Here is a 15,649-nt window from a genome sequence, read left to right as displayed (position 1 = left end):
CAACTTAAATAAACAGGGCACGGCGAACCGTGCCCAAAGAGAGATTAGAAGCGGAAGGTCGCGGTAGCCACAACCTGGCGTCCTGCGCCCCAGTAGCAAGCATATTCGCTATAGCAGCTGGAGACATACTCACGGTCAAAGATGTTATTCACGTTGACGCCAACGGAAGAGCCAGGCAGGCCAAAGCGCGCCAGATCGTATTTCACGGTTGCATCCGCAAGGGCATAACCTGCAACGTTAAATGACTGGTAAGCTTTTGAAGATGCCGCGGAATAGTAGGATACCGTGTTACCAATGTAACGGGTACCCGCACCAACGGTCAGGCCGCTCAGTGCCGTTTCGTGGAAGGTATAATCTGCCCACAGGGAGGCCATGTTACGCGGTACTTCCGCCGGACGACGGCCTTCATACCAGGTATCGTGGGTATATTCAGCATCGGTGAAGCTATAAGATGCCGTGACATCGATGTTGGCATTGACGGCTGCCTTAGCTTCAAGTTCGAAACCACGTGAACGAATTTCACCGCCCTGCACGCTAAAGCCGCTGGTTGGGTTCGCCGGGTCGGCCGTCAGGTTGTTGTTTTTGGTCAGCTGGTACACCGCCGCCGTCACGACAACCGGAAGATCTTTCGGTACGTATTTCACACCCACTTCGTACTGCTTGCCGCGCGCCGGATCGAACGGTTTACCGCCCTGCGTGGTTCCTGAAATCGGCTCGAAGGATTCGCTGTAGCTGAAGTACGGCGTGATACCGTTGTCGAACAGGTAGTTAATACCGCCACGCCAGGTGAATGCCTGATCGTTAATTTCTGCGGTGGTTCCGGTGGTACGAGTCAGCGCAGAAGTTTTAGCGAAGTCGTAGCGGCCACCCATGGTCAGCACCCACTTATCCCATTCAGCCTGGTCCTGAGCATACAGGCCAGTTTGTTCCTGACGGTTAAGCACTTTGTACAGGTAGTAAACGTCAACATTTGGGTTGCCATACGCAGGCTTCGTCATGCTGATCGGGTCAGCTGAGCCGTAGTCAGCATCAATGTCATTACGCATACGCAGGTAATCGACACCCGTTAACAGGGTATGATCAACGGCGCCGGTCGCAAATTTGGACTGAAGCTGAGTATCAACGGTGAAGGAGTTAAGATCTTCATCTGAGCGGACGTATGCGCGGCTGATTTGTGCCGGTGCAATATAGCCATTACCGTAGACAGAACGATAAAGCGTATTGATTTTGGTGTAACGCAGGTTTTGACGCACGGTAAAGGTGTCGTCGAACTGATGCGAGAAGCTGTAGCCCACCATTTTCTGACGACGGGAGATTTTGTTATCTTCCTCGCCTTCGTTGAAATCGGTCGGCAACTTGTGCGCTTTGCCGTTGGCATCATAGTAAGGCACAACGGTGCCTTCACGCGGCAACCAGCCGTAATAACCCGCATCCGGATCGCTCTGGAAGTTGCTCAGGAAAGTGAAGTCTGTTTTATTATCCGGTCGCCAGCTGAAGGAAGGCGCAATGGCATAGCGGGTGGATTTCACCATCTCCTGCTGCGCATTTTCACTGCGTCCCAGACCGGTCAGGCGGTAGGACCACACGCCGTTGTCATCAATGGCATCGCTGAAGTCAAACCCGGTTTGCCACAGATTATCGGTGCCCATTTTGAACTGAATTTCTTTCAGTGGCTCGGTCGTTGGTCGCTTGCTGACCATGCTCACCACGCCACCCGGATGGCTTTTGCCGTACAGCACGGAGGTCGGGCCACGCAGCAGTTCAACGCGCTCCAGGAAATAGGGATCCATGGACGCTTCAGAATAGTTATCACCCTGTAGCTTCATCCCGTCCAGATACTGGTTGGTATTGACGGTGCTGGAGGTGGTGAAACCACGGATAGAAACCACGTCATAGGTGGTAGATGCACCGCGGGTCGCAAAAACGCTCGGCGTATAGGCCAGCGCCTGCTTCACCGTACCCGGCTGTTTCATGTCCATCTCTTCACGTGTCACCACGGAAATAGACTGCGGGGTTTTCTCAATAGGTGTATCGGTTTTGGTCGCCGTTGCGGTGCGTTTTGCCGCAATCGTTGGAGCTGGACCCCAGGCACTTTCCTGTGCAGCCGGCGCGGCAGTAACGGTAATGGTATCTTCTTTTTTCGGTGTTTCGGCTGCGTGTGCATAAGCAGACATGCCGGCAACCGCTGTGGCTACGACAACTGCGATTTTACGCAGCGACGTGTTGATTGGCTGAGCAGTATTGGAAAGCGCCATGTTGAATCTCTGATGTAAAGGTGAATGATAACGTAAACGAGAATTATTATTATGACCGCAGCATATTATGCGAAACCCAAAAGGCATAGCAAGTGATATACGCCCCTACGAGAATTAAGGGTTTAAGAAATAACCAGATGAAAATAGAGGGTTAATGAGGTTAGCGAAATGATCGTTAAAGCCCGTCAGAGCGGGCAGGATGGATTAGCGGTAAAAAACCTCAAACGTCGCGACAGAATCGACTTTTCCGGCTTTGACCTCCCCCGTCTTGATGTAGCGGGCTCTGAGGGGGATTTCGACAGGAACCTTGTCCTGCGTGCTGGTTATCGCCGTGTAGTTCCGGTCAAACTGCAACACGTTATTATTCTGGTCGAGAATCTGAATACCAACGCCCCCGGCGGCCGAGTCTCCGCTAGCGATGCCCAAAATATTGCCGTTCGTTACCCCCGTCGAGCCCGCGCTGGTGAACTGATAATCGACCTTCGTCCCCGCCGCGCAGTCGGTGATTTCAATCTTAAAGCTACCGTCAGTGAGTATGTCTGAGTATTGACCGGTGAAATCCTGGGTATTGACCGTTTTCAGCGGCACATAGATATTCCGGTCGACCAGATTACAGGTGTTGGTCGTAATGTGAACGCTGGCAGGAGAAAAGCGCATTTCACCGATCGCCGCGTTGCCCAGGATATCCATTGACGTTAATCGCGACGTATCCAAATCCCCCTCCTGGATATCGCCCGTCACGACCAGCTGTGCAGCGGCGCGAAACGTCGATGTGCTCTGCGAATAACCATGTATCGAACCCAGAAAGTCGATAGGCCGGACAAGATCCTCTTCATTGTAAACGGGAAAGCGTTCGCTCGATGCAGCCGCGCGGATGCCAATCCCCGGCACATTGGTCTGATAAACCCCGGGCATCACATCTTCGCGCGCATCGGTATCCGTGAGGTACAGATACCCTCGCCGAACTTGCGCATCACCGCTACAATCCACCGTCACCTCTTTACTCTCAACGCTGGCGTCATAAATGATAGTGCCGACGGGCGTGTCGGGCGCAACAACGATTACCGGAGGAAGCTGAAACGTTACCACGGCATCCACGTCAGAACTGCCGTTAAAAGTACAGTCTGCTCTGGCTGGATGGAAAAACGCCCCCATCAGCACGAGCAGAACGGGTAAAAGAAAAGTGTTGACTGAACGACGTAGATGCATGAAATACCTCTGTTAATAGCAGTTGACCGTGGCTTTCACGATCCCTGTCGGGCTCTGCGTGGAAATGTCCAGCGTCCCCTGACACTGCCGATCGCGCTCTTCTCCCCACTGCACACTAAACGTTGTGTTGCCGGACAGCCCAGTGAGGTAAACCTCACCATCATCCCCGACGATGGCCGTGGTGTTATCCAGCGCCACCACGGCACCAAACGGCACGGGCTTACCCGCGTAACGCAAAGTCACCAGCGCGCGTCGGCCAACGCGAGCATCGAAGGTTGCGCTCAGCGCAGCGCCTTTTGTCGGCACGAGATCCACCGTTGCCGCGTCGATATCAATATCTTCCCGCTCCTGAGTATTGACCGTGACGATGTTGTGCCGATAGGCGCTCAGGGAGGGAACAATCGCGTTACCAAAACGGTCGGTAGAGATGCCGCGCCCGTTTTGCACTTTGACATTATCGCCATCCTTAATGTGCACAATGGCGAATGCGTCGCGGACGGGTTGCCCCAGCGTTACGCCATGCTCGTGGGCAACGATCGACCCCTGCGCGTTGTAGTTCCATTGTCGATTGTCACCACCATAGCTGTAGCCCATACCCACCTCACCGGAAGATCCACGATAACGTCCCGACAGGCTGCCGCCGTAGCCCGTGTTCTGATTGACATAGGTCTGCTGAAGGTTATAGCTCAGCTTATTGTCCTCAAGCGCGGTACCGCCAAGCCCGATCTGTTGCGAAACAGACCCACCGCTGGCGGTGTTGGCGCTGTAGGTTGCCCATGAGTCAGGCAGCCACGTTGATAAAGGAATGTTGACCATCAACGCCATTTGCCGGTCAGTATCGGCGTCTGGGGTACGGGTCAGGTTGTAGCTTATCGACCAGGTGATATTGCGCCAACTGGAGCTCAGCCCAGCGCTGACGCTACGTTCATGGCCGTCCATATCCCAGTAATCCTGCTGATAGCCGTTGAGATAAGCCGAGCCCCAGTCTGAAATACGCTGGGACAGGTTTAACTGCATGCGGCTACGGCGGTTGTTGGTTCTGCGATAGGTATAAATGCCGTCATCGATCTCGCTGTCACGCTGATCGATCGCTTCCTGAAAGGTATAAAACCCCGATGTGGAGTAACGGTAGCTGGCAAGCGTAACGGTCGTATCCGTGTCGGGTATATCTTTCGAATATTGGGCCCGCCAGGATAAGCCGCTGGCATCGTCACGCCCGTCATCAAACGCGGTACGCGCGGCGGTGAGATCGACAGATGCGGAGCCAAAGCGCCCCAGATCGGCACCGAGCCCCAGCAGCAGCGCATGATACAGTGATGCCCCCATAGCACCGGTATACGCCGTGACGCCGTAAGGCAGGCCATAGATAGCGGTGCCCTGGGCAAAGGTCGGTTCTTCTTCACCTTCATTACCGCGATAACGCCCTGCAGCCAGCGAATACTTAAAACCGCCTTCGCGCTGCAATACCGGCACCGACGCGCTGGCCTGGATGAAGCTATGCTCGCTGCCATCCGCCTCTTCGACGGTCACTTGCAGATCGGCTCCGGAGGTCACCTGGCTTAAGTCACGGATCTCAAAAGGCCCCGGCGAGACGTTTGTTTGATAGATGGTGTAGCCATTTTGGTTAATGGTGACTTTCGCGTCGCTATTAGCAATACCGCGCACGACAGGGGCAAAGCCTTGTTGGCTGACGGGCAGCATAGCGGTGTCCGTTTCCAGCTTCACGCCGGTCATCTGGAGGCTGTCAAAAAGCTCGCCATTGGTATACGTCTGGCCCATCTCAAGCTGGCTTTTCAACGCTTTGATGTCACGTTGTAAAGTACTGGCAATGGCTTCCCAGCCGGAAGCATCGCTCCAGGTGCTGTTATTCCGCAGTCGCCAGGCCCCAAGGTTAATCCCCGATTCCAGCCCCAGCCAGGTTGAAGAGGTTTTGCCCGCGCTATAGCGCTGCTGAGAACCGCTGAGCTGATAGCTTGTCCAGGCTGCAGGCGCGCCGTCATCCCAGAATTTAGGGTTAATCGCCCCGGCTGCGGCGCGATCGCGATAGATCTGCGGAATAACCAGCTTCAGGGTCTGGCTATCCTGGTTGTAATCGTAGCGTGCATTTTCGATGAAATGAGAGATGTCCCGAACATAAGCCTCGTCGTCCAGATCCTTTAAGTCAGGGATCGTGTCGACTTTAACCCCGTATTCACGCAGGTCTGCTTTGGTCAGTTCCGGCAGCAGATGCTGTTTATCCTCAGAAAGCACCCAGGAGACGCTACGTTTATCCAGAACATCCTGGTCCCACATAATTGTCGTGAGATAGCTTCCAGCAAGTAACCCGTTATCCTTGATGAAGCTTTCCAGCGTAGAGGTATTTTCGAGAGGCGTATCCAGCTCAAGGATCCGCAGGTTGAATTCGTCATCTGCATTTGCAGGCTGGATCGCGGCGAGCAGCGCCAGCGTGATCCCGGACAGTGTCCGTTTGTGAACTAAAGATGGCGACATAACACACCAACACGATCGATTTAAAGAGCCTGTTTGCGTTGAGGAGTCTGGGCGCCGAAATCATTGATAGCCGTCCAGGTTACCTCGCCATTTGCCGCTTTTGGTAATGCAAAATTCTGCTTGCTATACGGCGCAATCATCATTGAAATGGCACCCGGCGTAGTTTTGGTCTCTTTCACCGGTACACTTTTCCCGCCAAGGGCCAATTCGCCAAACGAGACGTAAAAAGGGGTGGGGTTGATTGCGATCAGCGTGTCACCCTGACGATGGAAAGTGATTTTTTCATAGGCGCTCAGGGCATCAGTTTCTTTTAGCTGAGCGGGACGCCAGAAAAGTTTCAACCGCGTTTTCATCGCAAATTGCAGCGTGTTTTTTTCTTTCAGCTCAGGCGAGAGTGCAGAGACAGATTTAACGTTTGCCAGAAATAGGGATTCCCGGTCCGCCGGAAGACTTTTTTTATCGCCGGTAAAAATAACGTGTAAAAGGGTTTGACGATTTTCCTGTAATTTATAAACAGGGGGCGTAATAATGAAGGGCGCTTTTGCATCATCAGGATAACTGATCCAGCTTTGCACCAGATAGCGCGTATGCGGATCTTTATTTTTAAGGCCTATCTGAACTTCTGATTTATTCGATGGATAAATAATTCGCGTACCGCCGAGAACAATACTTGCCTGCACTGAACCGCAGAAAATAGTTAAACAACAACATAATAAATTCAATAAAGTCTTCATACAACTTTCCAAAAGGCAGCCGTTCAGGCTGCCTGTCATTGATTAGCGATATACAACCTCGAATGTTGCTGAGGAGGAGTAATGGCCCGCAGTTGGCGCGGTATCGCCCACCTGGATAACTTTCGCGGTATAGTTAAAGACAGAAGCCGTCACCCCCGTCGCGTCGTTATTCACATCAGTACCCGCATCCGGTACTGATCCGTCGAAAACCACATCGCCTTTAGAGCCATTATCATTGCTGACGATGATACCTACGTTGGTGGCATTGCCTGCGCCGGTTAGATCGTTCTTGAGGCGCTTATATGTCGCGTCTGTGGTTGTGCCACTGAACTTGAGGTTCAGTTTTGCAACAAGGGGGTCACATTTTTTCACTTCAATCTTAAAGGCCTTTGAAGTGCCAACCGTACCGTCAGCGCCAAAGTCTGAAGGATAGGTATCGGCGAAAGTGACGGTGGAAGCATTAGTTCCGGAGCCATCAACGTTAATTTCGCAGGTATCGGCAACAATTTTTCCTGCAAAGTTCACCGTACCGGAATCATCCGATGCAAATACGGGTAGAGACAGCGCAGCCATAATGCTTCCGGCTAATAACGAGGAAAGAACAGATTTATTCATATTAATATCCATATAGTTGATGAGAGAGGTATCCATTCTCGCTACAAATATTTTGCGTTAGAAAGTTATCCAGCAGTTAGCCACTGGCTCGAGAGAAATGTCCTTTGTTCACGAGAATTTCTTGAGATGATTACATCAGATTTTTCTTCATTGTGTCCAGAGTGGACAATGAAGCGTGATGCGTGATTTTCTACAAACGCATGTTTTAAATGAAAAATACTTAAACTTAAAAATTCTTAATTTAAGATTTAATTTTTTTAATAAATCTCAAAATGTAAAAGACAAAAAAAGCCGCTTTATATTAAAGCGGCTTTTTATTCAGGAAATTAATTAATTCCCGCCGAACATATCCTTGATCCAGCCAGCGACGCCATCGCTGTCTTTCTTCTCATTCTGCTGCTGGGCCGGTTGTTGCTGCGGCTGTTGCGGCTGAGACGATTGCTCAAACGGGTTGCCCGTCGGCTGCTGAGGCTGGCTCTGCTGGCACAATGAATCCGGGTTTGTTGTCCAGACCGGCAATGAACGCACGCCGCCGCCACAGACAAAGTTACCGGAATCATCCACACCCATATCAACGACATCTTCCGGTGCAACCAGATTCAGCGGTACCGGTGACTGATTTGCCAGATAACGCTGGTAAATCGACATCGCCCCGCTCGCACCGTACAGCTTGGTCGGCTGGTTGTTATCGCGCCCTACCCAGGTGATCACCACTTCACGGCCATCAATACCGGCAAACCAGGTATCGACGTTGTTGTTGGTGGTCCCGGTTTTACCCGCAAGATGCAGGCCAGGGTACTTAGCACCCAACTGACGCCCCGTACCACGCTGCACAACCTGCTGCATGGTCCAGAGCGTCATGTAGGCTGCCTGCGCCGGAACCGCGCGCTCCGCCTGCGGGAAGCTCTGATACAGTACAGAACCATCTTCAGCAATGACTGAACGCAGGGCCGAAAGTTGCGCCCGGTTACCGCCACTGGCGATGGTCTGGAACGCCTGCGCCACTTCGATTGGCGTCAGGTTCAGCGCACCGAGGATCATCGCCGGAACCGGGTTCAGCTGCTCTTTAGGCACACCAAGCTTCTGCCAGGTATCCGTAATCGCTGGCAGGCCCAGCGCCATACCCAGGTTCACCGTTGGCACGTTCATAGAACGCGTCAGAGCATCCACCAGCATGACCTGGCCACTGAACTGTTTGTCATCGTTCTGCGGCGACCACACCTGGCCATTAGGCTGGCGCAGGGAGATTGGCGCATCGGCAATCCAGGTGTTCAGACGGTACTGATTTGGCTGGCTGAGCGCGGTGAGATAGGTTGCTGGTTTTGCCAGAGAACCAATCGAACGACGCGCCTGCATGGCACGGTTATAACCCGCAAACTGCGGCTCTGCCCCGCCCACCATCGCGCGAACTTCGCCAGTGTTACGGTCAACCACCACCATTGCGGTTTCAAGGTCGCTCAGCTTGCGCTGTTTTTTCAGTGCCGGAATACCGTCAACGGCCGCTTTTTCCGCCGCATCCTGAGCCACTGAATCGAAGGTGGTAAAGATCTTCACGCCGGAGAGATCTTTCACTTTATCGCCGAGCTTGCTTTGCAATTCCTGGCGAACCATCTGCATAAAGGCAGGCTGAGGAGAGATAACACCACCGCGCGGCTGTACACCCAGAGGGCGAGCGCTCAGCATGTCGTACAGCTCCTGATCGATAACCTGCTGTTGTTGCAGCAGACGCAGCACCAGGTTACGACGCTCCAGCGCCAGCTTCGGATTACGCCACGGGTTATAGATGGACGCACCTTTAACCATGCCCACCAGCAGCGCCTGCTGGTCGAGGCTCAGCTCTTCTACCGGGCGGCCAAAGTAGTACAGGCTCGCCAGCGGGAAGCCGCGGATTTCGTTATCACCGCTCTGACCGAGGTACACCTCGTTCATATACAGCTCAAGAATACGATCCTTGCTGTAGCGCGCATCCATCAACACAGCCATGTACGCTTCGTTGGCTTTACGCCAGTAGGAGCGCTCGCTGGAGAGGAACAGGTTCTTCACCAGCTGCTGGGTCAAGGTACTCGCCCCCTGCACCGTACGTCCGGCTGTCAGGTTGGCCAGCACCGCACGGCCGATAGAGTAAAGGCTGATACCGTCATGCTCGTAGAAGTGACGGTCTTCGGTTGCCAGCAGAGTATCCACCAGCAGATCCGGGAAGCCGTTACGTGCCACGAACAGGCGCTGTTCGCCATTCGCGGAAGAGAGCATGGTGATAAGACGCGGATCGAGTCGGAAGAAACCAAACTGGCGGTTGCTATCCATGTTCTCGATAGTGTCCAGACGATCGCCATCAAAGGTCAGACGCGCACGCACCTGGCCTTCTTTACTGTCCGGGAAATCGAACGGACGGCGGATCATTTCGATGCTTTTCGCCTGCACGGTAAATTCGCCAGGACGGGTCATCTTCGACACCTGACGATACTGTGTGGCTTCAAGCAGTTTCACCATCTCGTTCTTGCTGATCGACATATCTGGCTCAAGGTTCACCATGCGACCATACACTGCAGCAGGCAACTGCCAGACTTTACCGTCGATACGGCTGCGGATCTTCTGATCCAGATAGACGCCGTAGATAGCCATCAGAACAACAAAAACAATGAACAGCTTCACCAACAGCCAGAACCAGCCGCGTTTTCCACGAGGCTTACGCCCTTTGCCTTTTCCTTTACGCGGCATCGGATCTTCATCCTCATAATCGTCTTCATAGTCATCATCGTAATCTTCATCTTTACGACGACGGCTCACCTTTTCTTTCGCCGGACGCGCAGGTTTCCCCTTACGTCCTATTGGCTCGCGGTCATTCCCCGCCATGCTTTTTCTCCGCAACATTCAGGCGCAAAGGCCAGATTCTCTTTTCTTCCACTCACCTGTGAAAGAAGAAATCTCTCAAAATTGTTTTCTCCCTCTCCCAGTGGGAGAGGGTCGGGGTGAGGGCATCAGGCCGCACTCCCCTTTCACGAATATTTCTTCGTCCGCCTTGTCGGCGCCGTATTCGCCGGGTCATCCGGCCATACGTGTTTGGGGTAACGCCCCTTCATCTCTTTTTGCACTTCACGGTAACTCCCCGCCCAAAACGCGCTCAGGTCGCGGGTTATCTGCAAAGGCCGGTGCGCAGGAGACAGCAGCTCCAGCACCAGTGACACACGCCCTTTTGCAATGGACGGTGTTTGCGCCTCGCCGAACATCTCCTGCATCCTGACGGCCAGTGCAGGGGGATTATCTTCGTGATAACGAATAGCAATCCGGCTTCCGGTCGGCACAGTGTAATGCCCAGGCAGTTCACTATCCAGACGTTGACGTAATGACCAGTCCAGTAAATTATGTAACGCGTCCTTAACATCCAGAGCTTTTAGCGCCTTCAGCGAGTGTACACCGCCCATTTGCGGCAGTAGCCAGCGCTCCAGAGAAGCCAGAAGCGTCTCATCATCAACCTCGGGCCAGTCATCCTCCGGCAGCCACTGCGCCGCACAGTGCAGGCGAATGCGATACTGTTCAGCCTCTGGCGTCCAGTTCAGCACGCTCAGCCCCTTTTCACGAATGCCGTTAAGCATTGCCTGATGCAGCTCGTCTTCTGACGGTTTGGCCAGCGGTTTTGTGCCGAGGGTGAGTTTACCAATCTGGCTGCGACGAAACGCCTTCAGCGTCCCCTGCGCATCATCCCATTCAACGGTATCGGATTGTTGAAGCAATTGCGGGCACGTCCGCGTCAGGGCATCAATATCGACCGCAATGGCCTGTAAAATCCGCGCGTCCGGGGAGTGGCTGCCCTGCAATAATAGCGGCGCGATAAGCCATTCGTGCCGGGTCAGAGCATCATCGCTGTCCAGCATCGCCCCCATGCCGTTAGCCAGCTGGTAACGTCCGTCCAGCCCGCGACGTCGGGCAACTCTGTCCGGGAACGCCTGCGCCAGCGCGCTGGCAATACGGCTGCTGTCTGGTGTTCCGCCACGGCTGTTGAGCCGCCGGCAAAGCTGCTGTGCCCGCTGCTGCCAGTTTGGCTGATTGCGTGAAAACGCTATGGCCAGGTCGCTGTTTCCGCCACGCGGTGGCTCCTCCAGAATCGCCGCCAGCTTTGCCGCCGTGGCAATGTCATCATCATCTTTTGCCGCTACCAACATGGCAGCCAGACGAGGCTCATTGCCCAGCGCGGCCATTTTCTGCCCCTGCGCCGTTAAGCGGCTGCCATCCAGCGCACCCAGCCGGGTCAGCAAGGTACGGGCGGCCGTCAGATTCACCGCCGGTGGCGGATTCAGCCAGGTCAGTTGAGCCGGATCCGGGCAGCCCCACTGCGACAGCTCCATGACCAGGCCGGAAAGATCGCTTTGTAGAATCTCAGGCGTACTTTGCTGCACCGCACGCTCGGCCTGTTCTGCGCTGGTGAGATGCAAACAGATCCCGGGCTCCAGTCGCCCTGCGCGCCCAGCCCGCTGGATCATCGATGCCTGGCTTATCCGTTGCGTAAGCAGCTTTGTCAGCCCGGTACGCGGATCAAAACTGGCGACGCGCTCCTGGGCGCAATCCACCACCAGCCGAATACCTTCAATGGTTAAACTGGTTTCGGCAATATTGGTTGCCAGCACCACTTTACGCTGCCCTGCAGGGGCAGGAAGGATAGCCTTACGCTGTTCATTTAACGACAACGCACCGTACAGCGGGCAGAGCGCCACATCGCTTCCCACGCGGGTTGCCAGCTGTTCCTGCACGCGCTGGATTTCCCCCACCCCGGGTAAAAACAGCAGCAGCGAGCCCGGCTCCTGTCGCAGGAGCTCTGCGGTGGCAATCGCGACGGCTTCGTCAAAACGCTGATGCGTGAGCAGCGGCTGATATCGACGTTCAACCGGGAAAGCGCGCCCGGCAGAGGCGATAACCGGCGCATCAGGTAAGGCTTGTTGTAATCGCTCGTTATCCAGCGTGGCCGACATAATCAGCAGTTTGAGGTCGTCGCGCAGCCCTTGCTGCACATCCAGCAGCAGTGCCAGGGCCAAATCGGCCTGTAGGCTACGCTCATGGAATTCATCCAGAATGACCAGACTGATGCCGGTGAGTTCAGGATCGTTTTGCAGCATCCGGGTGAGAATACCTTCGGTGACCACTTCCAGCCGCGTGGCCGGGCCAACGCAGGTTTCGGCGCGCATTCGATAGCCCACCGTTTCCCCCGGTTTCTCGTTCAGCAGCTCAGCAAGACGCTGTGCCACATTGCGCGCAGCCAGTCTTCGCGGCTCCAGCAGGATGATTTTCCCGTGGAGATTTGCGTCTTTGAGGATCTGTAGCGGCAGCCAGGTTGATTTCCCCGCCCCCGTGGGCGCGTTGAGCAATACCTGCGGGGCATGTTGTAAAGCAGCAAGCAGCTCAGGAAGTACGACGGCGACTGGCAATAAGGACACTAACAGCTCCAGAGGGTTAACATTAGTCGGCGTACATTGTAGCATCGCCACATATCATTACCGAGTCCCCCGTATGTCTGAGTCGAAACGACTGTTTTTCGCCATTGAGCTGCCCCCAACTATTCAGCGCCAGATTGTTCGCTGGCGGGCAAGCCAGTTCCCGCAGGAAGCGGGCCGACCTGTTGCCGCGGCAAACCTGCACATAACGCTGGCCTTTCTGGGCGATGTCAGCGCGGAAAAGCAGCGCGCGTTAGCGTCGATGGCCGGACGTATTAGCCAGCCTGGGTTTACGCTGCACCTGGATGATGCCGGCCAGTGGCTGCGCTCCCGCGTGGTATGGCTCGGGACTCGCCAGCCGCCCCGCGGTTTGTTGCAGCTGGCCAACATGCTCCGGGCACAGGCCGCGCGCAGCGGTTGCTACCAAAGCCCGCAGCCTTTTCATCCTCACATTACCCTGCTGCGCGACGCCAGCCATGCCGTGGCCATTCCGCCGCCGGGTTTCCACTGGTCTTTTCCGGTGACGACGTTCGCGCTTTATGAATCTGTCTTTGCACAAGGACGCACCCGATACACGCCTTTACAGCGCTGGACGCTGGGCGACACCTTAAGGAATTCCGATGAAGTTTAGCCCCGCGCTGCAACACGCCACGCTCATTCAACGCTACAAACGCTTTCTCGCGGACGTTGTGACGCCTGAAGGAGAGCAACTGACGCTGCACTGCCCCAATACCGGTGCAATGACCGGCTGCGCAACCCCTGGAGACACTGTCTGGTATTCGACATCAGATAATACTAAACGCAAATATCCCCATACCTGGGAGATGACGCAGACGCAACAAGGGGCATTTATTTGTGTCAACACGTTGCGAGCGAACCAATTAGTTAAGGAAGCTCTGATTGAAGGGAATATTCCTGAACTTGTGGGTTACAGCGTTCAAAAAAGCGAAGTGAAATATGGCGAAGAAGGCAGCAGAATTGACTTTATGTTACAGGCGGAAGATCGTCCTGAGTGCTATATTGAAGTAAAATCAGTGACGTTAGCGGAACATGATAACGGCTACTTCCCGGATGCAGTAACGCTACGTGGACAAAAGCATCTGCGGGAGTTGATGAGTGTTGCGGCGGCGGGCAAGCGCGCCGTATTGCTGTTTGCGGTATTGCACTCGGCAATTGAACGATTTTCTCCTGCCCGCCATATCGATCCCAAATACGCGCAATTGTTGAATGAGGCACAAAAGCAGGGGGTGGAGGTTTTCGCTTATAAAGCGGAACTTTCTGCCGATAATATGACTCTGAGATCCTCTCTCCCCGTGGTCTTATAAAGGGAGTAGTCGATTGATTATTATGTGTTCTGGTCGCGTGCGCAAATACGCTTTTCCTCACAGGCTTGTCAAGTGTTACGTATAGATAATTGCCATTCGGAAAAGCATCTGCTATTTATAGCGACCTGATTTTTCCCCCAACACGGGGATCGATAGTGCGTGTTAAGGAGAAGCAACATGCAAGAAGGGCAAAACCGTAAAACATCGTCCCTGAGTATTCTCGCCATCGCTGGGGTGGAGCCGTATCAAGAGAAACCGGGCGAAGAGTATATGAACGAAGCCCAGCTGTCGCACTTCAAGCGTATTCTTGAAGCATGGCGTAATCAACTCAGGGATGAAGTCGATCGCACCGTTACACATATGCAGGATGAAGCTGCAAACTTCCCGGACCCGGTAGACCGTGCCGCTCAGGAAGAAGAGTTCAGCCTCGAACTGCGTAACCGTGACCGCGAACGCAAACTGATCAAAAAGATCGAGAAAACGTTGAAAAAGGTCGAGGACGAAGATTTCGGATACTGCGAATCCTGCGGTGTTGAAATCGGTATTCGCCGTCTGGAAGCGCGTCCAACCGCCGATCTGTGCATCGACTGTAAAACGCTGGCTGAAATCCGCGAAAAACAGATGGCCGGTTAATCCCAGCCCTGTATTTACTGTAAAGGCGGGAGTCTCTCCCGCCTTGTTACTGTTGATATGTCTGAATCACACTATATTGGGCGCTTTGCGCCATCTCCTTCCGGTGAATTACACTTCGGCTCTTTAATAGCCGCCCTTGGCAGCTACCTGCAAGCTCGTGCAAACCAGGGCGTCTGGCGTGTCCGCATCGAAGATATTGATCCTCCGCGTGAAGTTCCCGGTGCAGCAGAAACGATCCTGCGTCAGCTGGAACATTACGGCCTTCACTGGGACGGCGACGTTCTCTGGCAGTCAAAACGGCACGAGGCTTACCGCGAACGTCTGGCCTGGCTCTATGAGCAAGGGCTTTCGTACTATTGCACCTGTACCCGCGCACGTATTCAGAGCGTGGGCGGCGTCTATGATGGCCATTGCCGTACGCTCGGTCATGGCCCGGAAAACGCCGCCGTCCGCCTGGTCCAGCATTTTCCTGTGACCCATTTCCACGATCAATTATCGGGCGACATTCGGGCAGATGAACGCCTGGCGCGCGAGGATTTCATCATCCACCGTCGCGATGGTTTATTTGCTTATAATTTAGCCGTTGTCGTGGACGACCATTTTCAGGGCGTGACAGAAATCGTCCGCGGTGCAGACTTAATTGAGCCAACGGTACGGCAAATATCGCTGTACCAGCAATTTGGCTGGGCTGCCCCGGAATATATTCATTTACCGCTGGCGCTGAATGCGCAGGGAAATAAACTGTCGAAGCAAAACCACGCCCCTGCTCTGCCAGTGGGCGATCCGCGCCCCGTTTTGATCGACGCGCTGCGATTTCTCAACCAGAATATAACGAGCGAATGGCAGGACCTGAGTATTGATGAATTGCTGAAATTAGCCGTTGCTAACTGGACACTGAAAACCGTGCCAAAAATCCAGCATTCTCAAATGCGTTATGCTGAGCTATGATTAGCCGCTTTTTTCAT

The 15,649-nt window shown here is 54.1% G+C and carries 11 protein-coding genes; 4 read left to right on the top strand and 7 right to left on the bottom strand.

The genetic code is table 11. The features are described from left to right. Positions 1 to 44 precede the first annotated feature (44 nt). The 7 genes from fhuA to hrpB form a co-directional block, all read right to left on the bottom strand. Positions 45 to 2,255, bottom strand: a complete 2,211-nt coding sequence (gene fhuA / locus M987_RS09695) for a ferrichrome porin FhuA (RefSeq protein WP_014068954.1) — start codon at positions 2,253 to 2,255, stop codon at positions 45 to 47. A 204-nt stretch (positions 2,256 to 2,459) separates the two neighbouring features. Beyond that, positions 2,460 to 3,464: a fimbrial protein gene (locus M987_RS09690; protein ID WP_014068953.1), complete on the bottom strand. Its 1,005-nt coding sequence runs from the start codon at positions 3,462 to 3,464 to the stop codon at positions 2,460 to 2,462. A 12-nt stretch (positions 3,465 to 3,476) separates the two neighbouring features. Then, positions 3,477 to 5,954 carry a fimbria/pilus outer membrane usher protein gene (locus tag M987_RS09685; RefSeq protein ID WP_014068952.1) on the bottom strand — a complete coding sequence of 826 codons (2,478 nt, stop codon included), beginning with the start codon at positions 5,952 to 5,954 and terminating at the stop codon, positions 3,477 to 3,479. A 20-nt stretch (positions 5,955 to 5,974) separates the two neighbouring features. Continuing rightward, positions 5,975 to 6,688, bottom strand: coding sequence for a fimbrial biogenesis chaperone (locus tag M987_RS09680; protein WP_014068951.1), 714 nt, complete (start codon positions 6,686 to 6,688; stop codon positions 5,975 to 5,977). A gap of 42 nt (positions 6,689 to 6,730) precedes the next feature. After that, positions 6,731 to 7,303, bottom strand: coding sequence for a fimbrial protein (locus tag M987_RS09675; RefSeq protein ID WP_041162187.1), 573 nt, complete (start codon positions 7,301 to 7,303; stop codon positions 6,731 to 6,733). A gap of 330 nt (positions 7,304 to 7,633) precedes the next feature. After that, the gene (mrcB, locus tag M987_RS09670) at positions 7,634 to 10,156 is read right to left on the bottom strand and encodes a bifunctional glycosyl transferase/transpeptidase (RefSeq protein ID WP_014068949.1); all 2,523 of its coding nucleotides are present in this window, start codon (positions 10,154 to 10,156) and stop codon (positions 7,634 to 7,636) included. Between the two features lie 143 nt (positions 10,157 to 10,299). Beyond that, positions 10,300 to 12,729 (bottom strand): ATP-dependent helicase HrpB, encoded by a 2,430-nt coding sequence (gene hrpB, locus M987_RS09665; RefSeq protein ID WP_014068948.1) that lies wholly within the window; start codon positions 12,727 to 12,729, stop codon positions 10,300 to 10,302. Positions 12,730 to 12,802: 73 nt separating this feature from the next. On the opposite strand from hrpB, the gene thpR reads away from it, so the two are divergent. From thpR to gluQRS, 4 genes are all read left to right on the top strand, one after another. Then, entirely contained in the window at positions 12,803 to 13,357 is a 555-nt protein-coding gene (gene thpR, locus M987_RS09660) for an RNA 2',3'-cyclic phosphodiesterase (protein WP_014068947.1), read from the top strand. Further along, on the top strand, positions 13,347 to 14,051 hold the full coding sequence (gene sfsA / locus M987_RS09655; protein ID WP_014068946.1) for a DNA/RNA nuclease SfsA: 705 nt from the start codon (positions 13,347 to 13,349) through the stop codon (positions 14,049 to 14,051). The genes thpR and sfsA overlap by 11 nt, the downstream gene beginning before the upstream one ends. A 177-nt stretch (positions 14,052 to 14,228) precedes the next feature. Then, entirely contained in the window at positions 14,229 to 14,684 is a 456-nt protein-coding gene (dksA, locus tag M987_RS09650; protein ID WP_001155232.1) for an RNA polymerase-binding protein DksA, read from the top strand. Between the two features lie 57 nt (positions 14,685 to 14,741). Beyond that, the gene (gene gluQRS / locus M987_RS09645; RefSeq protein WP_014068945.1) at positions 14,742 to 15,632 is read left to right on the top strand and encodes a tRNA glutamyl-Q(34) synthetase GluQRS; all 891 of its coding nucleotides are present in this window, start codon (positions 14,742 to 14,744) and stop codon (positions 15,630 to 15,632) included. Positions 15,633 to 15,649: the final 17 nt, after the last annotated feature.

It is taken from the genome of Enterobacter soli ATCC BAA-2102, from assembly GCF_001654845.1.
GTDB classification, from domain to species: domain Bacteria; phylum Pseudomonadota; class Gammaproteobacteria; order Enterobacterales; family Enterobacteriaceae; genus Enterobacter; species Enterobacter soli.
This window is presented reverse-complemented; position numbering and strand designations above follow the sequence as displayed.